Origin of the sequence: Streptomyces sp. NPDC057002 (assembly GCF_042673825.1) — a bacterium.
Classification (GTDB): Bacteria; Actinomycetota; Actinomycetes; order Streptomycetales; family Streptomycetaceae; genus Streptomyces.
This window is the reverse complement of record NZ_JBHURZ010000001.1, coordinates 1744096-1764818: the sequence shown is the minus strand read 5'-3', so window position 1 is coordinate 1764818 and position 20723 is coordinate 1744096. Positions and strand designations below refer to the sequence as shown.

General features: G+C 72.0%; 16 protein-coding genes. 11 read left to right on the top strand and 5 right to left on the bottom strand.

Annotated features, from left to right (window positions below; translation table 11 throughout):
• Positions 1-13 precede the first annotated feature (13 nt).
• Genes pcaC through ACFT32_RS07900 form a run of 3 tightly spaced genes read left to right on the top strand, consistent with a single transcriptional unit; the run spans position 14 to position 2810 of the window.
• Positions 14-1318, top strand: a complete 1305-nt coding sequence (pcaC, locus tag ACFT32_RS07910; protein WP_382486915.1) for a 4-carboxymuconolactone decarboxylase — start codon at positions 14-16, stop codon at positions 1316-1318.
• Positions 1319-1352: 34 nt separating this feature from the next.
• Positions 1353-1988, top strand: a complete 636-nt coding sequence (locus ACFT32_RS07905; protein WP_382486913.1) for an MBL fold metallo-hydrolase — start codon at positions 1353-1355, stop codon at positions 1986-1988.
• 42 nt (positions 1989-2030) lie between these two features.
• Positions 2031-2810: an exodeoxyribonuclease III gene (locus tag ACFT32_RS07900; RefSeq protein WP_382486911.1), complete on the top strand. Its 780-nt coding sequence runs from the start codon at positions 2031-2033 to the stop codon at positions 2808-2810.
• A gap of 25 nt (positions 2811-2835) precedes the next feature.
• On the opposite strand, the gene ACFT32_RS07895 is transcribed toward ACFT32_RS07900, so the two are convergent.
• Positions 2836-4605 carry an SGNH/GDSL hydrolase family protein gene (locus ACFT32_RS07895; protein WP_382486910.1) on the bottom strand — a complete coding sequence of 590 codons (1770 nt, stop codon included), beginning with the start codon at positions 4603-4605 and terminating at the stop codon, positions 2836-2838.
• 219 nt (positions 4606-4824) lie between these two features.
• Here ACFT32_RS07895 and ACFT32_RS07890 point away from each other — a divergent pair, with 219 nt between their 5' ends.
• Both ACFT32_RS07890 and ACFT32_RS07885 read left to right on the top strand, forming a co-directional pair.
• Positions 4825-5232: a DUF6278 family protein gene (locus ACFT32_RS07890; protein WP_382486908.1), complete on the top strand. Its 408-nt coding sequence runs from the start codon at positions 4825-4827 to the stop codon at positions 5230-5232.
• A 140-nt stretch (positions 5233-5372) separates the two neighbouring features.
• Complete coding sequence (locus ACFT32_RS07885) at positions 5373-6116, top strand: amino acid ABC transporter ATP-binding protein (RefSeq protein ID WP_382486906.1); 744 nt, start codon at positions 5373-5375, stop codon at positions 6114-6116.
• 223 nt (positions 6117-6339) lie between these two features.
• On the opposite strand, the gene ACFT32_RS07880 is transcribed toward ACFT32_RS07885, so the two are convergent.
• Both ACFT32_RS07880 and ACFT32_RS07875 read right to left on the bottom strand, forming a co-directional pair.
• Positions 6340-7908 carry a CocE/NonD family hydrolase gene (locus tag ACFT32_RS07880; RefSeq protein ID WP_382486905.1) on the bottom strand — a complete coding sequence of 523 codons (1569 nt, stop codon included), beginning with the start codon at positions 7906-7908 and terminating at the stop codon, positions 6340-6342.
• 116 nt (positions 7909-8024) lie between these two features.
• Positions 8025-8783 (bottom strand): hypothetical protein, encoded by a 759-nt coding sequence (locus tag ACFT32_RS07875; protein WP_382486903.1) that lies wholly within the window; start codon positions 8781-8783, stop codon positions 8025-8027.
• Between the two features lie 104 nt (positions 8784-8887).
• Between ACFT32_RS07875 and ggt the strand changes: the two genes are divergently transcribed.
• A complete protein-coding gene (gene ggt, locus ACFT32_RS07870; protein ID WP_382486901.1) occupies positions 8888-10693 on the top strand; it encodes a gamma-glutamyltransferase in 1806 nt (601 codons plus the stop codon).
• Positions 10694-10743: 50 nt separating this feature from the next.
• Here ggt and ACFT32_RS07865 read toward each other — a convergent pair whose 3' ends face one another.
• Positions 10744-13281, bottom strand: coding sequence for an ATP-dependent Clp protease ATP-binding subunit (locus ACFT32_RS07865; protein ID WP_382486899.1), 2538 nt, complete (start codon positions 13279-13281; stop codon positions 10744-10746).
• 211 nt (positions 13282-13492) lie between these two features.
• A complete protein-coding gene (gene map / locus ACFT32_RS07860) occupies positions 13493-14260 on the bottom strand; it encodes a type I methionyl aminopeptidase (protein WP_382486897.1) in 768 nt (255 codons plus the stop codon).
• 32 nt (positions 14261-14292) lie between these two features.
• Here map and ACFT32_RS07855 point away from each other — a divergent pair, with 32 nt between their 5' ends.
• The 5 genes from ACFT32_RS07855 (at position 14293) to ACFT32_RS07835 (ending at position 20674) form a co-directional block, all read left to right on the top strand.
• On the top strand, positions 14293-14544 hold the full coding sequence (locus ACFT32_RS07855) for a helix-turn-helix domain-containing protein (RefSeq protein ID WP_215117619.1): 252 nt from the start codon (positions 14293-14295) through the stop codon (positions 14542-14544).
• Positions 14545-14656: 112 nt separating this feature from the next.
• Positions 14657-16786, top strand: coding sequence for a hypothetical protein (locus ACFT32_RS07850; RefSeq protein WP_382486895.1), 2130 nt, complete (start codon positions 14657-14659; stop codon positions 16784-16786).
• A 169-nt stretch (positions 16787-16955) separates the two neighbouring features.
• The gene (locus ACFT32_RS07845) at positions 16956-17798 is read left to right on the top strand and encodes a nitrilase-related carbon-nitrogen hydrolase (protein WP_382486893.1); all 843 of its coding nucleotides are present in this window, start codon (positions 16956-16958) and stop codon (positions 17796-17798) included.
• On the top strand, positions 17795-19081 hold the full coding sequence (locus ACFT32_RS07840; protein WP_382486892.1) for an aspartate aminotransferase family protein: 1287 nt from the start codon (positions 17795-17797) through the stop codon (positions 19079-19081). The genes ACFT32_RS07845 and ACFT32_RS07840 overlap by 4 nt, the downstream gene beginning before the upstream one ends.
• 27 nt (positions 19082-19108) lie before the next feature.
• Positions 19109-20674, top strand: a complete 1566-nt coding sequence (locus tag ACFT32_RS07835) for a PucR family transcriptional regulator (RefSeq protein ID WP_382486890.1) — start codon at positions 19109-19111, stop codon at positions 20672-20674.
• Positions 20675-20723 lie beyond the last annotated feature (49 nt).

The window sequence follows — 20723 nt, the reverse complement described above, 5'->3', positions numbered from 1 at the left end:
GAGGGTCTGGGGCGTGAGTGAGACGCCGCCGAACACCCTGCAGTACCGCTTTGACGGGCCAGAAGACGCACCTGTTCTGATCCTCGGTCCCTCACTGGGTACCACCTGGCACATGTGGGACCGCCAGATCCCCGAGCTGATCAAGCACTGGCGCGTCTTCCGGTTCGACCTGCCCGGACACGGCGGCGCTCCCGCGTACCCGGCGGGCTCGGTCAACGACCTCACCACACGGCTGCTGACCACGCTCGAAGGACTCGGCGTGCAGCGCTTCGGCTACGCGGGCTGCGCGCTCGGCGGTGCGGTCGGCATCGAGCTGGCGCTGCGCCACCCCGAGCGGCTCGCCTCCCTGGCGCTGATCGCGGCCTCGCCCCGCTTCGGCACGGCCGACGAGTTCCGGCAGAGAGGCGTGATCGTCCGCACGAACGGCCTCGACCCCATCGCCCGCACCTCGCCCGAGCGCTGGTTCACCGGCGGGTTCGCCGCTGCGCAGCCCGCGATCACCGAGTGGGCCGTGCAGATGGTCCGCACCACCGACCCCGGCTGCTACATCGCCGCCTGCGAGGCGCTCGCCTCGTTCGACGTCCGGGCCGAACTGGGCCGCGTCGGCGTGCCCACCCTGGTCCTCGTCGGCTCCGACGACCAGGTCACCGGCCCCGCCGAGGCCCGCACCCTGGTCGCCGGCATCCCCGACGCCCGCCTCGCCGTCGTCCCCGGCGCCTCCCACCTGGTGCCGGTGGAGCAGCCCGCAGCGGTCACCGACCTCCTGGTGCGGCACTTCTCCACCGCCTGGCAGCCGGCCTTCGACACCTCCACGGGCCATACGGCCCTGCCCGCGGCCGCCGTCAAGCCGGCCCTGTCCCCGGTCCCGCCCCAGCCTCTCCAGACCGGGCCCGTCGCCGAGATCGCCCCCGTCGTGGTACCCCAGGCGCAGGGCCGCCCCGACCCCTACGACGCCGGGATCAAGGTCCGCCGCGAGGTGCTGGGCGACGCGCACGTCGACCGGGCGCTGGCCCAGGCCGACGACTTCTCCGGGGACTTCCAGGAGTTCATCACCCGCTACGCCTGGGGCGAGATCTGGGACCGCCCCGGGCTCGACCGGCGCACCCGCAGCTGCGTCACCCTCACCGCCCTGATCGCCGGCGGCCACCTGGACGAGCTGGCCTTCCACACCCGGGCCGCCCTGCGCAACGGCCTCACCCCGGGCGAGATCAAGGAGGTGCTGCTCCAGGCGGCCGTCTACTGCGGCGTACCGGCCGCGAACAGCGCGTTCAAGGTCGCCCAGCAGGTCATCCGCGAGGAGACCACGCCCCAGGAGTGAGCCCGCGCGGAACCCCGGGAGGCAGGATGGACTCATGAAGCTCACGAAGATGTCGCACGCCTGCGTCCGCCTCGAGAAGGACGGCCGGACCCTCGTCCTCGACCCCGGCGGGTTCAGCGAGGAGGACGCCGCGCTCGGCGCGGACGCGATTCTCGTCACCCACGAGCACCCCGACCACTTCGACGAGTTCCGGCTGCGTGCCGCGATGGAGAACAACCCGGCCGCGCGGATCTGGACCCTCAGGTCCGTCGCCGAGAAGATCTCCTCGGCGTTCCCGGGCCGCGTGCACACCGTCGGCCACGGTGACACGTTCACGGCCGCCGGCTTCGACGTCCAGGTCCACGGCGAACTCCACGCCGTGATCCACCCGGACATCCCGCGCATCACCAACGTCGGCTACCTCGTCGACGGCGGCAAGGTCTTCCACCCCGGCGACGCCCTCACTGTCCCCGACCACCCGGTGGAGACGCTGATGCTCCCGGTCATGGCCCCGTGGAGCAAGATCTCCGAGGTCATCGACTACGTCCGCGAGGTCCGGCCGCAGCGCGCCTACGACATCCACGACGCCCTCCTCACCGACCTCGCGCGCCCGATCTACGACCGCCAGATCGGCAACCTGGCCGGGGCGGAACACCTGCGGCTCACCCCCGGGGCGTCGGCCCACCTCTAGGGGCCCCTGGCGTTGTCAGACCCTCCGGGTAGGTTGTGGGACATGCGCATCGCGACCTGGAACGTGAACTCGATCACCGCCCGCCTGCCGAGGCTCCTGGCCTGGCTGGAGAGCAGCGGCACGGACGTGCTGTGCCTCCAGGAGGCCAAGGTCGGCGAGGAGCAGTTCCCCGCTGAGCAGCTGCGCGAGCTGGGCTACGAGTCGGCGGTCCACGCGACCGGCCGGTGGAACGGCGTGGCGGTGCTCTCCCGCGTCGGCATCGAGGACGTCGTCAAGGGCCTGCCCGGCGACCCCGGGTTCGACGGCTCGGTGGAGCCCCGCGCCATCTCGGCGACCTGCGGCCCGCTCCGCGTCTGGTCGGTGTACGTGCCGAACGGCCGCGAGGTGGACCACCCGCACTACGCCTACAAGCTCCAGTGGTTCGAGGCCCTCAAGGCCGCCGTCGCCGGAGACGCGGCCGGCAGCCGCCCCTTCGCGGTGATGGGCGACTACAACGTGGCGCCGACCGACGACGACGTCTACGACCGCGCGGCCTTCGAGGGCGCGACCCATGTCACCCCCGCCGAGCGCGCCGCCCTCGCCTCCCTGCGCGAGGCGGGCCTGTCCGACGTGGTCCCGCGGCCCCTGAAGTACGAGCACCCGTTCACGTACTGGGACTACCGCCAGCTCTGCTTCCCGAAGAACCGCGGCATGCGCATCGACCTGGTGTACGCCAACGCGCCGTTCACCCAGGCGGTCAAGGACGCCTACGTGGACCGCGAGGAGCGCAAGGGCAAGGGCGCGTCGGACCACGCCCCGGTCGTGGTCGACCTGGACGTGTAGCTCCGGGCGGCCGCAGACGACCGGCTCACAGCAGCCGCAGGTCGACCGACTCCGCCAGCGCAGCCAGCCCCGCGTCCCCGGGATGCAGATGGTCGCCGCTGTCGTACACGGGCAGGATCCGCGCGGGGTCGGCCGGGTCGCGTACGACGGCGTCGAAGTCGAGCACCCCGTCGAAGACACCGCCCGTGCGGATCCACTCGTTCACCGCGACCCGCTCGGCGTCGACGGCCGCCGTGCACCGCGTCTCGCCCTCGCACGGCAGGATCGTCGCCGCGAGCATCCGCAGGCCCCGGGCCTGCCCGCGCTCCGCCAGCTCCCGCAGCCCTACGATCACTTGCTCCGCCGAGGTGCCCCAGCGCACGTCGTTGACGCCCTCGAAGACGATCGCCGTACGGGCCGACGGCTGGGCGAGGACGTCCCGGTCGAACCGGTGCAGGGCACTCACCCCGGCCGTGTCCGTGGACACCCCGTCGCCGGGATACCGGTCGGTGACCACACGGTTGCCCGAGACGCCCTGGTTCAGCACCCCGTAGCGCGGTACGGCGCTCTGCCGCAGCAGCCGGCCGGCCAGCACGTTCGGCCACCGCCGGTTCGCGTCCACCGTGGACTTGTCGCCGTCGGTGATCGAGTCCCCGAGCAGCACCACGGACCCGGGCCCGCCGCTCACATCGACCCCGGCGAGCAGCGGCCAGCTGGTGATCACCGAGGTGTAGGCGACGGCGGTACCGTCCGCCGTGTGGTCGCCGGGCTCGCTGACGTACGACCGCTGCTGCGCGAGCCGGTGCAGGGGCGCCGCCGGCACCGGGCCGGGCAGATGGAAGCTGACCAGCAGATCGGCGTCCGCCGGCACCGCGAAGCCCAGCGGATCGCTGTACGCCTGGGCGCCGGCCGGGATCTCCACGCTTTCCTCACCACCGAAGGACAGCGGCACCGGCGTCCCGCGCGCCGCCGCGCCCGAGGACCGCACGGCGACCGTCGCGCCGCCGATCCGCACCGGGGCCGCGGCGAAGGTGTTGTCGAACCGCATCCGCACCCGGGGCCCGCCTGCCGACGTGTGCACCACCAGCCGCAGCGTCCGGTCCGTCCAGGGCCCCACGGCGGCGTAGCCGCCCGTCGACGCCGTCCAGCTGCCGGTCCAGCCCTGTGTGGCGGTCCGCACCGACATCGCGAAGACATGCAGCCCGGCGGCGCGCGGCAGCCGGACCGAGGCGAGTTCGCGCCCCGGCGTCAGCGGCACCGTCACCACGTACAGGCGGGCCTGCTCGGCGAGTTGCCCGCCCGGTGTGTTGATGTGCGGCAGTGCCACCGCCTTCGTGGCGAGCGGCCCGGTGCGCCAGTCGGGCGCGGTCAGCCGGTAACCGGAGCGGGTGCCGTTCGCGTACACGATCGTGCCCGGGCCGCCCGCCTCCGTGCCGGCCGTGCCCGCCACCAGGAAGGCGAGGGCGTCGCCGCGCCCCGTGACGCGGACGTCCTGCCCGGCGGCACGGACGTTGTCCGGCTCGCCCGGCTGCCGCCGCGGCCAGGTCAGCCGGGCGCCCTGGACGGTCAGGGTGCGCCCGGGCGCCCAGCCCGCGGCCGTGAGGTCCCGCGCCGACAGGGAGGCGCCGGCGCCGTCGAAGTCGGCCGCGGCGGGCCGGCTGTCGTCGCTGACGGCGATGTTGTCGAACAGCCGCTCAAGCGGCACGGGCGCGGCCCGTCTCTCCTCGACGGCCTGCGCCGGCACCGCCGGCGCCGCCGACAACAAGGACCCGCACAGGGTCAGGACGACCAGGACCCCCCGGACACATCGGCGCACGGCCGACTCCTCCCGCTCATCGACACACGACGCGACAACACCAAACGCAGGGACGGAACAGAAGACACCACGAACGCCGATACGCAAGACGCACGGTGAAGCTAGGGAGACAACAGGGACTCGTCAACGCGCCATGCGCGAACTCGGCGTGAACTCGACCGTCATCGACGGCCCGCGCGCCTGTGGTGCGTACGGCGGTACGAATGACACGCTGTACGTATGAACATCCCTTTCCTGGGCAACCGGCGCCAGAAGGTCGGGTTCCCCGACCCCGCGGGCATCGCGGATCTGCTCGCCGAGTGCGAACTGCTCCGCTCCCAGGCGTCCCGGGCGGGGGTCCGGCTGGACGACTCGGCGGCCTCGCTGGAGGCGCTGGACCAGCTGCTGCCGCGCTGGCGGGACGACGAGGAGACCCTGGCCTGGCTCGGCAACGACGCGGGTCTCTACCTGGGCAGCGTCATCGTGCGCACCGTGCCGGGAGCCGCCTGGGAGATCAGGTCCGACGGGCAGCCCGTCGTGCGGCTCACCTCCGGCAGGGAGTTCGACGTCGTGGACTCCGGGCACGAGTGGGCCGCGTACGGCGTGCCCGAGCTGTCGCAGCTCTACGCGGAAGTCGCGGAGGCATGAGACCCATGAGCGTACCCTTTGAGCCAAAGTGCGATGTAAATACGGCTAATGATCGAAAAGTGCGTGTCGCCCGACAAGTCCGATCTTGCCTGGATACGTTGCGGCAACCACCACACAGCTGAGAGTGAGTAGGGCTGAGTATGGCCGTAGATCCGCTGATCGAGCTGCGTGACGTCAACAAGCACTTCGGCGAGCTGCATGTCCTGCGGGACATCAACCTCACCGTGGGCAAGGGGGAGGTGGTCGTGGTCATCGGCCCCTCGGGGTCGGGGAAGTCGACACTGTGCAGGGCGATCAACCGGCTGGAGACCATCGAGTCGGGGTCGATCGTCCTCGACGGACAGCCGCTGCCCGAGGAGGGCAAGCCCCTGGCCCGGCTGCGCGCCGACGTCGGCATGGTCTTCCAGGCGTTCAACCTCTTCGCCCACAAGACCGTCCTGCAGAACCTCTCCCTGGGGCAGGTCAAGGTGCGCGGGCGCAGGAAGGAGGACGCCGACAAACGCTCCCGGGAACTCCTCGACCGGGTCGGCGTCGCCGACCAGGCGGACAAGTACCCGGCGCAGCTCTCCGGCGGTCAGCAGCAGCGCGTGGCCATCGCCCGCGCCCTGGCCATGGAACCCAAGGCGATGCTCTTCGACGAGCCGACCTCGGCCCTCGACCCGGAGATGATCAACGAGGTGCTGGAGGTCATGAAGCAACTGGCCCGCGACGGCATGACCATGATCGTCGTCACGCACGAGATGGGCTTCGCCCGCTCGGCCGCCAACCGCGTCGTCTTCATGTCCGACGGCGGAATCGTCGAGGACCGCACCCCCGACGAGTTCTTCACCAACCCCACCAGCGACCGCGCCAAGGACTTCCTCTCCAAGATCCTCAAGCACTGAACGGGCAGGCACCGGACGGCTCATCGGATCGGACCTCGACTACGATGTGCCCTTCATCCCTGTCGGAGAGGGGGACTTCGCCGAAGCCCGCCGATCCCTCCGGGGGTGAACAGACCGCCGGCCCGGTCCGCGGGGCGTTCCCGCCGGGTGTGGCCCCCACGGCCCTTGTGGCCACGGGGGCGGCGGTTCACATCGGCCAGGCCCGTCCGGCGGCAGCCGGAGATCACTGCTCGCGCAGCGGGACCGACACGTACGACGGGTCGTTCGCAGGCGAGGAGAAGGTCAGCTGCGCGCCGGACGGGTTGTGCTCGATGTAGAGCGGGTCGACCGTGTCGACGACCAGGGCGAGGCGATGCCCGGCCGGGACGTCGTAGGCCGTGGAGTACAGCTCCAGGTCGACGCCGAACGGCTTTCCGGGGGTGCGCCCGTGGAAGGTGTACGGCGCGTTGGAGACCAGCTTGCCGAGGCCGAGCGGCCCCACGTCGTAGAGATAGGCGACGAGGGTGCCGCTCTCCTTGGTCGGGGTGAGGGTCGTGTGCAACTTCGCGGTGCCGCGCACCTGTTGGGCCGTGGCGTACTTCTCCGACTGCCAGACGGCGGCCCAGCGGCGGGGGAGCAGCGGGATCGAGGCCATCGGGGGCAGCTGGGCGACCTGGTCGAGGATGCTGGACAGGAAGACGACTCCGCCGTCCGCCCCCGAGTTCACGTTCGCGCGGATCGTGGTCGTGCCCCCGAGGGCGATCTTCCGGTCGGTCGCGGCGACCGACTTCCAGTCCGGGTAGCCCTCGTAGCCGCCCGAGGAACGGGACTTGAGCTGGACGGGCTGCTCACGGTCGATGCCGTTGTCCACGCCCCTGAGGTAGTGGTCGAGCCAGCGCGTGGTGTCCTTCCACACGTCGTTGGGCAGCCCGAACAGGCCGGTCATCTCGGCGGTGGCGTGGTCTCCCGGCCGCATTTCCAGCCGCTTCGGGCCGGTGAGCTTCTCGTAGAAGTCGGCGTACTGGTTGGGCGGGAAGATCGAGTCGCCCCAGGCGTTGGCGAGCATGATCGCCGCGCCGTTCTTGTTGATCTGGTCGACATAGGTCGCAGCGGAACGTTTCTTCCCCCAGGCGATCAGCTCCGGCTCCTTCGCCAGGTTGGAACCGTAGAAGTCGTCGAAGGTCTGCCGGAGTTCGGCGCTCTGCCGGCCCGTGACGATGCTCGCGCCGTCCAGCAGGGCGGCCGCCTGGAGGTGCTGCGTGCGCCCGGCGTAGATCGAGCCGATCAGGTCCGCCCAGCCGCTCAGTGAGGCGACCGCCTTGACCCGCTTGTCCTGCGCGGCGGTGAGCAGGCTGATGCCGGCGCCGTAGGAGACGCCCGCCATGCCGATGTGCCCGGCGTCCGAGGGGGTGTGGGCGATCGCCCAATCGATGACCTTCGACGCGTCGGCGATGTCGGGTGGGCCCGCCACTTCTATCTCGCCGCCCGACTGCCAGAAGCCGCGCACGTTGTAGGTGACCACGACGTACCCGGAGTCGGCGAGTTTCTGCGCCTGGGCCAGATATTCGACTTGGGGCAGGCCCCAGCTCGTGGGCATGACGAGCAGCGGGTAGCGGTGCGTGCCGTCGGCCCCGGCCGGGGTGACGACGTTGGCCTTGAGGACGGTGCCGCCGTCGCCGGTGATGTCGACGAAGCGGACGGGGTTCGGCGCCGCCTGTGCGGTGGGGGCGAGTCCGAGGGCTGTGCCGGCGACCAGCGTCGCCGAGACGGCGCCTACGGCGGTGGTGCGCAGGGCCTTGCGGTGGGATCCCACGGATCACTCCTCACTCGTGTAAGTGCAAAGTGACCAGACGGTAACCTCAGCCCCTTACCAGTGGTAACCCGTCGGTAAGTTACGTGCCAGTAACGATTGTTGAGAGGTGGAGGACTTCAGGAGGCCCGGTGGCTGTTGCGTGGATTCGCGGCGGCGGGAAGCGGAGTCTGAGCCGCCCGGGTCACGTCCTCCACGAGTTCGATGACGTCCGGCCCGTACGCCTGCGAGTTGATCACCTTCAGCAGCAGCGCGAAGGAGCTGTTGCCGTACTTGCGGGCCAGTTTCTCGTGATTGCGGGCGAGGTAACGGGTGGTGGCCTGGTTGGTGATCGAGGTCTGGCCGCAGAAGAGGTAGACGGGCCGGGTGTTCTGGCTGCGCTCGGCGGTCAGCCGGGCGAGCAGCGCGTACTCCTCCTTGCCGGTGTCCACGCGGTAGCGCTCGGAGCCGATCTGGAACGATCCCCGGTCCGGCCCCGGTTCGGGGTCCACGTTCACCCGCACGCCGGGGAGCAGGGAGGACAGATGGGCCGCCATACGGCGGTTGGAGGCAGGTCCGCCGACACAGAACTCCGTCCGCTCGCCGAAGCCCTGACGTGCCGTGTCGTGCGGCAATATCTGGGCGTGGGCGTTGCAGTCCTTGATCAGCGCGGCGAGTTCGAGGAGGGCGAACACGTCGTAGCGCATCACCGCGAACTCGGGTCCACCGGCGTTCCGGTTCACCACCAGCAGGGATTCGGAGTTGTCGGGCAGCCCGAAGAAGGACTGCTTCCGGCGGAGCCTGCGCTTCCACAGGTAGGTGCGGGCCACCCAGCCCAGCCCGGCGCTGATACCCGCCGCGACCACACCCAGAACGATGTTGCGCACGTCGTCATTCATGGGCGCGCATGGTAGCGGGCCCGACGCACCGGTGTTCGACGCGTGCCTGACGCGACCATGGCCATGAATTAAGCTGCGCGGACGGCCTTTGACTGGAGGTGCGGATGCGTCGCCCTGTCGCGCGGAATCTGACGGTCCTGGCGGTTTCGGCCGCCATGGTGGTCTCGGTGGGGGCGGCCGCGCCACCCGCCGCGAAGACCACCGGAGATGAGAAAACTCCCCTGGCCGTCGGCTACGGCGGCGCGGTCTCCAGCGTCGACCCGGACGCCTCGGCCGCCGGGATCGAGGTCCTGCGCAAGGGCGGCAACGCCGTCGACGCGGCCGTCGCCACGGCCGCCGCGCTCGGCGTCACCGAGCCCTACTCCGCCGGCATCGGCGGGGGCGGCTACTTCGTCTACTACGACGCCAAGTCCCGTACGGTGCGCACCATCGACGGCCGCGAGACCGCTCCGCTGTCCGCCGACAAGAACCTGTTCACCGAGAACGGCAAGCCCGTCCCGTTCGCCGAAGCCGTCAGCAGCGGCCTGAGCGTCGGCACGCCCGGCACCCCCGCCACCTGGCAGACGGCGCTGGACCAGTGGGGCAGCAAGCGGCTCGCGAGCGTCCTGAAGCCGGCCGAGCGGCTGGCGCGCGACGGTTTCACGGTCGACGAGACCTTCCGCTCGCAGACGGCGTCCAACGAGACGCGCTTCCGCTACTTCCCGGACACCGCCGAGCTGTTCCTGCCGGGTGGACAGCTCCCCGTAGTCGGCTCCACCTTCAAGAACCCCGACCTCGCCCGCACCTACGCGGAGCTGGGGAGCAAGGGCACCGGCGCGCTCTACCGCGGCGGCCTCGGCCGGGAGATCGTCGACACGGTCAACAAGCCGCCCGTCGACCCGGCCTCCGGCTGGAACGCCCGTCCCGGCGACCTGTCCGCGAAGGACCTCGCCGCCTACCGCACCAAGCTCCAGGCACCCACCAGGACCTCCTACCGCGGCCTCGGCGTCTACTCCATGGCGCCGTCGTCCTCCGGCGGTACGACGGTCGGCGAGGCGCTCAACATCCTGGAGCGGACCGACCTGTCGAAGGCGAGCAAGGCGAAGTACCTGCACCGCTTCATCGAGGCGAGCCGGATCGCGTTCGCGGACCGGGGGCGGTGGGTGGGCGACCCCGCGTTCGAGGACGTGCCGACGAAGGAGCTGTTGTCGCAGCGGTTCGCCGACTCCCGCGAGTGCCTGATCAAGGACGACGCCGTGCTTTCCAGCCCGGTGCCGCCCGGCGATCCGCGTCATCCTGAGCGGTGTGGCTCCGGTGGCAAGGCCGCTCCGACGACGTACGAGGGTGACAGCACCACGCATCTGACGGCGGCCGACAAGTGGGGGAACGTCGTCGCCTACACGCTCACCATCGAGCAGACCGGCGGCAGCGGGATCACCGTGCCGGGGCGGGGGTTCATCCTCAACAACGAGCTGACGGACTTCTCCTTCACGCCGGCGAACCCCGCCGTGCACGACCCGAATCTGCCGGGGCCGGGGAAGCGGCCGCGGTCCTCCATCTCGCCGACGATCGTGCTCGACCGGCACGACAAGCCCGTGGTGGCGCTGGGGTCGCCGGGTGGGGCGACGATCATCACGACCGTCCTGCAGACGCTGACCGGGTTTGTCGACCGGGGGCTGCCGCTGGTCGATGCGATCGCTGCGCCTAGGGCGAGTCAGCGAAATGCCGCGCAGACCGAGTTGGAGCCCGGGCTGTATGACAATGCCGAGTTGCGCAAGCAGCTTGAGGCGATCGGGCATTCCTTCAAGGTCAACCCTGAGATCGGGGCGGCTACGGGTGTTCAGCGGCTGCCGGGTGGGAAGTGGCTGGCAGCCGCCGAGACCGTACGGCGGGGTGGGGGATCGGCGATGGTGGTGCGGCCTGTGCGCTGAGCGGCCGGGTGCGGGTGCGTGGGGGCTGGTCGCGCAGTTCCCCGCGCCCCTTAAGAGGGCGCTGCCGAACTCTGCGTTTGGAAGGTCAAGTGGCCGTCCTCGGTGTCCACCGTGACCTGGCCGCCCTCGGACACCCTGCCGTCCAGCAGTAGCCGGGACAGTTCGTTGTCCACCTCGCGCTGGATCGTGCGGCGCAGCGGGCGGGCGCCGTACTCGGGCTGGTAGCCGTGGTCGGCCAGCCATTCCACCGCCTGGTCGGTGAAGGTCACCGTGATGCCCTTGTCGTGCACGAGGGAACGGGTGCGGTCCAGCAGTAGGTTGGTGATCCGGCGCAGCTGTTCCGTGGTGAGCTGGCGGAAGACGACGATCTCGTCGATGCGGTTGAGGAACTCGGGGCGGAAGTGCTCGCGCAGCGGGCGCAGGATCTGCTCGCGCCGGGCCTCCTCGTCCGCGTCGTCGCCGCCTGACGCGAAGCCCATCGTGCCGCCGCGGCGGGTGATCGCCTCGGAGCCGAGGTTGCTGGTCATCGTGATGACGGTGTTGGTGAAGTCCACCGTGCGGCCCTGGGAGTCGGTCAGCCGGCCGTCGTCGAGGACCTGGAGCAGGATGTTGAAGACGTCCGGGTGCGCCTTCTCCACCTCGTCGAGGAGGAGCAGCGAGTACGGGTGGCGGCGGACGACCTCGGTGAGCTGGCCGGCCTCCTCGTGGCCGACGTAGCCGGGCGGGGCGCCGATCAGGCGGCTGACCGTGTGCCGCTCCTGGTACTCGCTCATGTCGAGGCGGACCATGCGGTCCTCGCTGCCGAACAGCGCCTCGGCGAGCGCCCGGGCCAGTTCGGTCTTGCCGACCCCGGTCGGGCCGAGGAAGAGGAAGCTGCCGATCGGCCGGTCCGGGCTGGCCAGGCCGGCGCGGGAGCGCAGCACCGCGTCGGAGACGACCCGCACGGCCTCGTCCTGGCCGACCACCCGCTGGTGCAGATGCTCCTCCAGGCCCAGCAGCCGGTCCTTCTCCTCCTGGGTGAGGCTGCTGACCGGGATGCCGGTCTGGCGGGACACCACCTCGGCGATCGACTCGGCCTCGACGACGAGGTCCTGGCCCTCGTCGATCTCGCTGTCGCCGCCGGCCTGGGCGATCCGCTGCTTCACGTCCAGGATCCGGTCGCGCAACTGGGTGGCCTGCTCGTAACTCTCGTCGGCGACCGCCTGGTCCTTGTCCAGAGTCAGCTGCTCCAGCTCCCGCTCCAGGGCGCGTACGTCCGTGCCCTTGGTCCGGGCCCGCAGCCGCACCCGGGCACCGGCCTGGTCGATGAGGTCGATGGCCTTGTCCGGAAGTCGGCGGTCGGTGAGATAGCGGTCCGACAGTTCGACGGCCGCGACCAGCGCCTCGTCGGTGTAGCGGACCTGGTGGTGGGCCTCGTAGCGGTCCCGCAGGCCGCGCAGGATCTCGATCGTGTCCGCGGCGGTCGGCTCCGGGACCATGATCGGCTGGAAGCGGCGGGCCAGCGCGGCGTCCTTCTCGATCCGGCGGTACTCCTCCAGGGTGGTGGCGCCCACGATGTGCAGTTCACCGCGGGCGAGGGCGGGCTTGAGGATGTTGCCGGCGTCCAGCGAACTGCCGTCGCCGCCGCCGGAACCGGCGCCCACGACCGTGTGCAGCTCGTCGATGAAGATGATCAACTGCTCGGAGTGGGCGCGGATCTCACTGACGATGTTGTTCATCCGCTCCTCGAAGTCACCCCGGTAGCGGGTGCCCGCGACCACACCCGTCAGGTCCAGCGCGACCACGCGGCGCCCGATCAGTATGTCGGGCACGTCCCCCTCGGAGACGCGCTGCGCCAGCCCCTCCACGACCGCCGTCTTTCCGACGCCCGCGTCACCGATCAGCACCGGGTTGTTCTTGCCGCGGCGGGAGAGGACCTCGACGGTCTGCTCGATCTCCTCGTCCCGGCCGATCACCGGGTCGATACGCCCCTGCCGGGCCAGTTCGGTGAGGTCGCGGCCGTACTTGTCGAGGGTCGGCGTGTTCGTCACCCGCGGCCGCTCGGCCTGGGGGGCCTCCGGCGCCTCCGGCGGCTGGGAGGGCGCGAAGCGGGCCGCGTTCAGGATGTGCCCGGCGGCCGAGTCGGGGTTCGAGGCCAGGGCGCTGAGCACGTGCTCGGGGCCGATGTAGCCGTAGCCGCGGGCCCGGGCCATGTCGTGCGCGTCCAGCAGGGCCCGTTTGGCGGCCGGGGTGAGGGACAGCGTGGTCGGCGGCGGCGCGTCCTCCGGGCCGTGCTGGGCCGGGCCCGACCGGTCGTCGATCTGCGACGCCAGCGAGTCGGGATTGGCCCCGGCCTTGCTCAGCAGGGTCCGGGTGGGCTCGGTGGCGAGCGCCGCCCGCAGCAGATGCTCCGTGTCGAGGTCCCGGCTGCCGTGCTCGGCGGCGTACTGGGCGGCGCCGCGGACGAGCTCCCGGGCCGGCTGGCTGAGCAGCCGTCCGAGGTCGATCTGCCGGGGACCGGGACGCGGTCCGCCGAAGAAGCGTGCGAGGAATTCTCCGAAGGGGTCCGAGCCGTAGCCGCCCTCCGGGCTGGTGAAGCCGCTGCTCATGGGCCTTCCGTTCCCGGCGTCCCCGGCGCCCGCGCGGGGGGACGCCCTCGCTGGTCGACGTGCCGGGGTCGGGTAACCCGGGTGGCAGCCGGTTACACCTGGGGCGCGCTCGTAGAACACCTTCGCACGATCGTCGGCAGCGGGCACCTTCGGGACATTCCGGGGGATTCGGGCCGGCTGGTCCGGGTCCGGGTGCGGGTCCCGGTGCGGGTCAGCGTGCCGTCAGGATCCTCGGTCCGGAATCCGTGATCGCCACGGTGTGCTCCGCGTGGGCCGCGCGGGAGCCGTCGTTCGTCTTCAGGGTCCAGCCGTCGGGTGCCGCGTGGTAGGCGTCCGTACCGCCCCCGATCACCATGGGCTCGATCGCCAGCACCATGCCGTGCCGCAGGGGCATGCCCCGTCCCGGTCTGCCCTCGTTCGGCACCCCGGGGTCCTCGTGCATACGGCGGCCGATGCCGTGACCGCCGAAGCCGTCCGGGATGCCGTAGCCGGCCCCGCGGCACACCGTGCCGATCGCGTGGGCGATGTCGCCGATGCGGTTGCCCACGACGGCCGCCTCGATGCCCGCGGCGAGGGCCCGCTCGGCGGTCTCGACCAGGCGTAGATCGCCCTTGCGCGGGGTGCCGACGACGAAGCTGAGGGCCGAGTCGCCGACCCAGCCGCCCAGTTCGGCGCCGAAGTCCAGGGACACGAGATCGCCGTCGCGCAGGCGGTAGGGACCCGGGATGCCGTGCACGATCGCGTCGTTGACCGAGGCGCAGAGGACGGCGGGGAAGGGGGTCGGGGCGAAGGAGGGCCGGTACCCCAGGAACGGCGAGGTCGCGCCCGCCTCGCGCAGCACGTCGTGCGCCACCTCGTCCAGTTCCAGCAGGGAGACGCCCACGGCGGCGGCCTTGCGCGCGGCCGTCAGGGCGCGGCCGACGACCTGGCCCGCCTCGTACATGGCATCGATCGATGTGTCGGTCTTGAGTTCCACCATGCCAATTACTATACCGGTATTAGAATGGGGGCATGGTGCGCACCCCTCTCACCCCCGAAGAGCGCGAACGCGGCGAGCGGCTGGGCCGGCTGCTGCGTGAGGCGCGTGGCGACCGGAGCATGACGGAGATCGCCGCGGACGCGGGCATCTCCGCCGAGACCCTCCGGAAGATCGAGACCGGTCGGGCTCCCACCCCGGCCTTCTTCACGGTGGCCGCGCTGGCCGGCGTGCTCGGGCTGTCCATGGACGAAGTGGCGCAGCGGTGCGCGCCTGCACCGGTCTGACGTCCTGGCGCTGAGGCTCCCGCGTCGCGCGCGAAAACTCCCCGTAGCACTCCTGTAACACGATTGGTGTTGCCTACTGGGCGGAGCGCTCCGGTCTGGCGGGAGTTGAGCGATGGCAGCGGATCAACTCCCGGGCAGGGTCCGGGAGTTCGCGAACTACCTGGACGGTCTACTGACACGCCTCGACCCGTCCGGCGGCTGGTGCGCGGTGTTCTGGCAGCGCGACCCGGAGGGCATGCGGGCCTGTCTCGACGGGCATGAGATGCCGCCCTGGGACGTGGTGGAGGCGCTGCTGCAGGACCTCGCCGGGCAGTACGGCCCCGGGGGCGCGGGCCCGGAGACGGAACGCGCCCGGTCCCTGCATACGGCCGCGCTCGCCGCGTACGATGCCCGGCCGGGCGGCCGCGACGCTCTCGGGGACCGGCTGGACGTCATGCTCCGCGAGCAGAAGTACGCCGCCGAACGCCAGGCGGACCTGACCCGCCTGCTCGCCTCAGCCCCCACCCGGGAACAGGCAGACACCCTCCGCCTCGACCTCGCCTGGGCCCACGACGACCACGAACGCGCGACGGCCCGCTGCGCGGAGCTGCGCGAGCGGATGGCCCACCTGAACGGCCGCGAGCGCGGCGAAGCCGCCTATTTCGGGGGGCGGCGCGCCCCGGACGGGAGGAGCGAGGGCGCCCCGGCGGACACGCCGGGGGCGTTCGCCAGCGGGGGAGGGGGCGGGGCCGCGCGTGCGCGTGGTGGCGGGGAGGCCTCGGGCGCTGCCGCGGGTGCGCGTGGCGAGGAGGCGCCAGGGACTGCCGGGGCCGTGCCCGACGGCGCCGGCCCGAGCCCGACGGAAGGCGCACCCGGGTTCGGGGCTGGTGCGGCTGCGGAAGGAGCCCGTGCGTCCGGTGGCGGTTCGGCCGAGGGCGGACTTCGTGGGTTCGATGGCGGTGCGGCCCAGCGCGGTGTCCGTGGATCCGGCGGTGGTGCGGCGGAGGGTGGTTTCCGCGCGTTCGGCGGCGACGCGGCCGACGGTGGTGTCCGTGGATCCGGCGGTGGTGCGGCGGAGGGTGGTTTCCGTGCGTTCGGCGGCGACGCGGCCGACGGTGGTGTCCGTGGATCCGGCGGTGGTGCGGCGGAGGGTGGTTTCCGCGCGTTCGGCGGCGACGCGGCCGACGGCGGTGTCCGTGCCCACGGCGACGGAAGGCCGGCGGCCGGGGGGTCTCCCCGGGCTCAGCGTGCCCCGGGCGGCCTGGGCGGCCCGGACGGGCTGGGTGGACCGTACGAACCCGGGACGCCCACCACGCCTGCCAGGCCGTGGCACCCCACCCAGCAGCCGGCGTCCGGCACAGCTGGTGGTGCCACTCGGTACGACACCCGGCATGCGGCGGCCGGCCCGGAGCCGGAGCGCGATGCCCACGAGCATCCGGCGGGCCGGGCCGTTCCCCCGGAAGTCGACGGCAGCCCCGGCACGTTTCCAGCCCCCGAGCCCTCGGCCCCCCAGCAGCCCACCCCCAAGCAGCGCAAACGCCGGCGCGGCAGTGCCCGCTTCGCCGGGATGGACGAGGAGGAGGCCGCGCCCGTCGTCGTGCCGCCCGCTGCCGTGCCGGCGCTTCCCGAACCCGCCCCCGTCACCGGCCGCACCCGGCGGGGTGCCCGGTTCGCCGGGGCCGCCGAAGAAGCCGCGGTCCGGCACGTGGAGCCGCAGGGCGAGGCAGGCGGCGCGACGGACCAGGCGGAGGTCGCCCGGACCGTCGAGACGCTGGCGCGGCTGCGTGCCGAGGGGCGCAGCGGGGAGGCGCACGCGCTGCTGGTCGAACTCACCTCTTCGGCCCCGGCCCGGTTCCCGCTGCTCGCGGGAGAGCTGGAGCGGGCCGGGCTGGGCGCGGACTGGCAGACCCTGCTGTGGGAGGCTGCCTCGCTGCCCGCGGGGCGGCTGGTCGCCGCGGCGGACGCACTGGGCGCGGCCGGACGCGCGGGCGACGGGCAGCAGATCCTGCGGCAGGGCGTCGCCCGGCCCCCGGCCGAGGTCGGTGCCGCCGTCCTCGCGCTGGCCGCCGAGGGCCGTCACCGCGAGGTGCGCGCACTGCTCGACGCGTACGTCAGGGCCCGCACCCCCGAGGAGGCCGCCCGCAGCGTCGCGCCCGATCCGCAGCGCCTCGTACCGCTCCTGCTCCAGGCCGCCCAGGGCGTGTCGGACGAGCGCCGCTGGGATCTCGTGCACGCGCTCCGGGTCGCCGGGTTCGCCGCCTGACCGGCGACGCCGTGCCCCGGGCGACTCACCCACAGGAGTGTGAATCGCGCTCAGCCCAGCGGGTTGGGGACGATGGTCTTGGCAAGCCCGTGCCGGAGGCTTACGTTCGTGGCTCTACGCCCGTTTCTACGGGCGTAGAGACGCAGACGTCGCGTCGAAGGAGCAGCTCATGGCCAACGTCGTACGTGCCGCTCTGGTCCAGGCCACCTGGACCGGCGACACCGAGTCCATGGTGGCGAAACACGAGGAGCACGCCCGCGAGGCGGCCCGCCGGGGCGCGCAGATCATCGGCTTCCAGGAAGTCTTCAACAGCCCCTACTTCTGTCAGGTCCAGGAGCCCGAGCACTACCGCTGGGCCGAGCCCGTCCCGGACGGCCCGACCGTGCGGCGCATGCGGGCGCTCGCGCGCGAGACCGGCATGGTGATCGTCGTGCCGGTGTTCGAGGTCGAGCAGTCCGGCTTCTACTACAACACCGCCGCCGTGATCGACTCCGACGGCAGCTACCTCGGCAAGTACCGCAAGCACCACATCCCGCAGGTCAAGGGCTTCTGGGAGAAGTACTACTTCAAACCCGGCAACCTCGGCTGGCCCGTCTTCGACACCGCCGTCGGCAAGGTCGGCGTCTACATCTGCTACGACCGCCACTTCCCGGAGGGCTGGCGCGAACTCGGCCTGAAGGGCGCCCAGCTGGTCTACAACCCCTCCGCCACCCACCGGGGCCTGTCGTCCCACCTGTGGCGGCTGGAGCAGCCCGCCGCGGCCGTCGCCAACGAGTACTTCGTCGCCGCGATCAACCGCGTGGGCCAGGAGGAGTACGGGGACAACGACTTCTACGGGACGTCGTACTTCGTCGACCCGCGCGGGCAGTTCGTCGGCGACGTCGCCAGCGACAGCAAGGAGGAGCTCGTCGTCCGCGACCTGGACCTCGGCCTCGTCGAGGACGTGCGGCAGCAATGGGCCTTCTACCGCGACCGCCGCCCCGACGCCTACGAAGGGCTGGTGCGGCCGTGACCGACGACCTGCTGGGCCGCCACCGGACCGTGCTCCCCGACTGGCTCGCCCTCTACTACGAGGAGCCCATCGAGATCACCCACGGCGAGGGCCGCCATGTGTGGGACGCCCAGGGAAACCGGTATCTCGACTTCTTCGGCGGCATCCTCACCACGATGACCGCCCACGCGCTGCCCGAGATCACCAAGGCGGTGAGCGAGCAGTCCGCGCGGATCATCCACTCCTCGACCCTGTACCTCAACCGGCCGATGATCGAACTCGCCGAGCGCATCGCCCAGTTGAGTGGCATCCCGGACGCCCGCGTCTTCTTCACCACCTCCGGCACCGAGGCCAACGACACCGCCCTGCTGCTGGCCACGACGTACCGGCGCAGCAACACGATCCTGGCGATGCGCAACAGCTACCACGGCCGCTCCTTCAGCTCCGTCGGCATCACCGGCAACAGCGGCTGGTCCCCGACCTCGCTGTCCCCGCTGCAGACGCTGTACGTCCACGGCGGCGTGCGCACCCGGGGCCCCTACGCGGCCCTGAGCGACGCCGAGTTCATCGCGGCCTGCGTCGAGGACCTGGAGGACCTGCTCGGCCACACCCGTCCGCCGGCCGCGCTGATCGCCGAACCCATCCAGGGCGTCGGCGGCTTCACCTCGCCCCCGGACGGGCTGTACGCCGCCTTCCGCGAGGTGCTGAACGAGCGCGGCATCCTGTGGATCGCCGACGAGGTGCAGACCGGCTGGGGCCGCACCGGCGAGCACTTCTGGGGCTGGCAGGCCCACGGGCGCAACGGGCCGCCGGACATCATGACCTTCGCCAAGGGCATCGGCAACGGCATGTCCATCGGCGGTGTCGTCGCCCGCTCCGAGATCATGAACTGCCTGGACTCCAACAGCATCTCCACCTTCGGCGGCACCCAGATCACCATGGCGGCGGGCCTCGCCAACCTCAACTACCTGGTGGAACACGACCTTCAGGGCAACTCCCGGCGGGTCGGCGGCCTGCTCATCGAGCGGCTGCGGTCCGCCGCCGCGCAGGTGCCGGCCGTACGGGAGGTCCGCGGGCGCGGGCTGATGATCGGCATCGAGGTGACCAAGCCCGGCACCGACGAAGCCGATCCGCAGGCCACCGCGGCCGTCCTGGAGGCGGCCCGCGAGGGCGGGCTGCTGCTCGGCAAGGGCGGCGGCCACAACACCAGCTGTCTGCGCGTCGCCCCGCCGCTGTCCCTCAACGTCGCGGAGGCCGAGGAGGGCGCCGCGATCCTCGAGAACGCTCTGAGAAGCATCCGGTAGCAGCGCACCGAGGCAAGGGAAGTCGCCATGGCCACCACCCCGGACACCTGGGAACCCGCCCTGTCGGTCCGGCAGGTCCTCACCCTGGAGCGGGTGCTCGCCGGGGAGCCCGAGGTGGTGGCCGGAGCGAACCACCTGGACCGGCCGGTGCGCTGGGTGCACGTCGCCGAGGCCGCCGACGTCGGTGTGATGCTCAGCGGCGGCGAGATGGTCCTCACCACCGGCGTGCTGCTCGCCGGTGACGAGGACAAGCAGGCCGAGTACGTCCGGTCGCTGCACCGCGCGGAGGCCGCCGCCGTCGTCCTCGGACTCGGCCGCGCCTTCCCCGCCACCCCGGACGTGATGCGCAGGGCCGCCGAGCGGTGCGGGCTGCCGATGGTCGTCCTGCACCGGCCCTTCCCCTTCGCCGACCTCACCGAGGAGGTCCAGTCGCGGCTCGTGCGGCGCAAGTTCGCCGCCGTCAGCCTCTCCGAGGCGGTCCGCACCGAACTCACCGCCCTCATCACCGCGGGCGCCCCGCTGCAACGCCTGCTCGACGAGATCGCCCGGCATGCCGCCTGCCCGGTCGTCGTCACCAACCTCGCCCACCGCGTCCTCGGCACGGCGGGGGAGCGGCCGGCGGTCGACGACGTCCTGCGCGACTGGGAACGCATCGCCCGCCAGGCCGGAGGCACCGAGGGCGACGGCTGGATCCGGGCCGAACTGGGCGGACGCGGCGAGCGCTGGGGCCGCATCGTGCTGTGCGGCTACCGCGGCGACACCGCCACCGGACGGCTGCTGGCCGACCGCGCGGCCGAGGCCCTCGTCCTGCACCGCATGCTCGGCGGCAGCGCGGCCTGCTCCTGGGAGGAGCAGTCCGCGCAGGGCCTGCTGACCGACCTGGTCAGCGGTGTCGTACCGGCACGGCAACTGCTGCCCCGGGCCCGCGCCGCCGGACTGCCCGTCAACCGGCGGACCTTCGTGCCGCTGGTCGTGCGCGACGGCGACACCGGCCGGCTCGACCGGCTGCTGCGGCTGCTGGGCCTGCCCGGACTGGTCGCCGAACTGGCCGACGGCGCCACCGCCGTACTCCTCAGCCTCGCCCGCGACCAGGACGCGGTCGCCCTCGCCGCGCACTTCGCGGCCCGGCTGCGGACCGAGTCCGGTTCGGCCCGCACGATCGTCGCCGCCGCCGACCCCCGGGCCGTCTGGGACGACGTACCCGCGGGACTGCGCGAGGCCCAGCACGTGGCGGACGCGGTCGCCGACTCCGCCGCGGCCCTCGACCTCCCGTCGGTCGTCCGCCTGAAGGACGTCCATCTGCGCGGTCTGATCCGTCTCCTGCGGGACGATCCGCAGGTGCAGTCCTTCGCGGAGCGCGAGCTGGACGGGCTGCTGTGCGAGACCGACGAGGACCTGCTGTCCGTCCTGCGCACCTACCTCGCCACCGGCCGCAACAAGTCCCGCACGGCCCAGCTCCACCACGTCTCCCGGCCGGCCCTCTACCGCCGTCTGGAGGCCATACAGGGCCGCCTCGGGGTGGATCTCGACGACTTCGAGCAGGCCGCCTCCGTGCACATCGCACTCCTCGCGCACGACGCGCAACAGCAGTGAAACACGTGACCACCTGGGAAAACGGCGGTGAAACATGAACCCACGGCAG

Excerpts from the sequence above, each read along its gene's own strand:
- ACFT32_RS07905 (WP_382486913.1), top strand. The coding sequence starts at position 1,353 with ATGAAGCTCACGAAGATGTCGCACGCCTGCGTCCGCCTCGAGAAGGAC.
- ACFT32_RS07900 (WP_382486911.1), top strand. The coding sequence starts at position 2,031 with ATGCGCATCGCGACCTGGAACGTGAACTCGATCACCGCCCGCCTGCCG.
- ACFT32_RS07890 (WP_382486908.1), top strand. The coding sequence starts at position 4,825 with ATGAACATCCCTTTCCTGGGCAACCGGCGCCAGAAGGTCGGGTTCCCC.
- ACFT32_RS07885 (WP_382486906.1), top strand. The coding sequence starts at position 5,373 with ATGGCCGTAGATCCGCTGATCGAGCTGCGTGACGTCAACAAGCACTTC.
- ACFT32_RS07875 (WP_382486903.1), bottom strand. The coding sequence starts at position 8,783 with ATGAATGACGACGTGCGCAACATCGTTCTGGGTGTGGTCGCGGCGGGT.
- ggt (WP_382486901.1), top strand. The coding sequence starts at position 8,888 with ATGCGTCGCCCTGTCGCGCGGAATCTGACGGTCCTGGCGGTTTCGGCC.
- ACFT32_RS07865 (WP_382486899.1), bottom strand. The coding sequence starts at position 13,281 with ATGAGCAGCGGCTTCACCAGCCCGGAGGGCGGCTACGGCTCGGACCCC.
- map (WP_382486897.1), bottom strand. The coding sequence starts at position 14,260 with ATGGTGGAACTCAAGACCGACACATCGATCGATGCCATGTACGAGGCG.
- ACFT32_RS07855 (WP_215117619.1), top strand. The coding sequence starts at position 14,293 with ATGGTGCGCACCCCTCTCACCCCCGAAGAGCGCGAACGCGGCGAGCGG.
- ACFT32_RS07850 (WP_382486895.1), top strand. The coding sequence starts at position 14,657 with ATGGCAGCGGATCAACTCCCGGGCAGGGTCCGGGAGTTCGCGAACTAC.
- ACFT32_RS07845 (WP_382486893.1), top strand. The coding sequence starts at position 16,956 with ATGGCCAACGTCGTACGTGCCGCTCTGGTCCAGGCCACCTGGACCGGC.
- ACFT32_RS07835 (WP_382486890.1), top strand. The coding sequence starts at position 19,109 with ATGGCCACCACCCCGGACACCTGGGAACCCGCCCTGTCGGTCCGGCAG.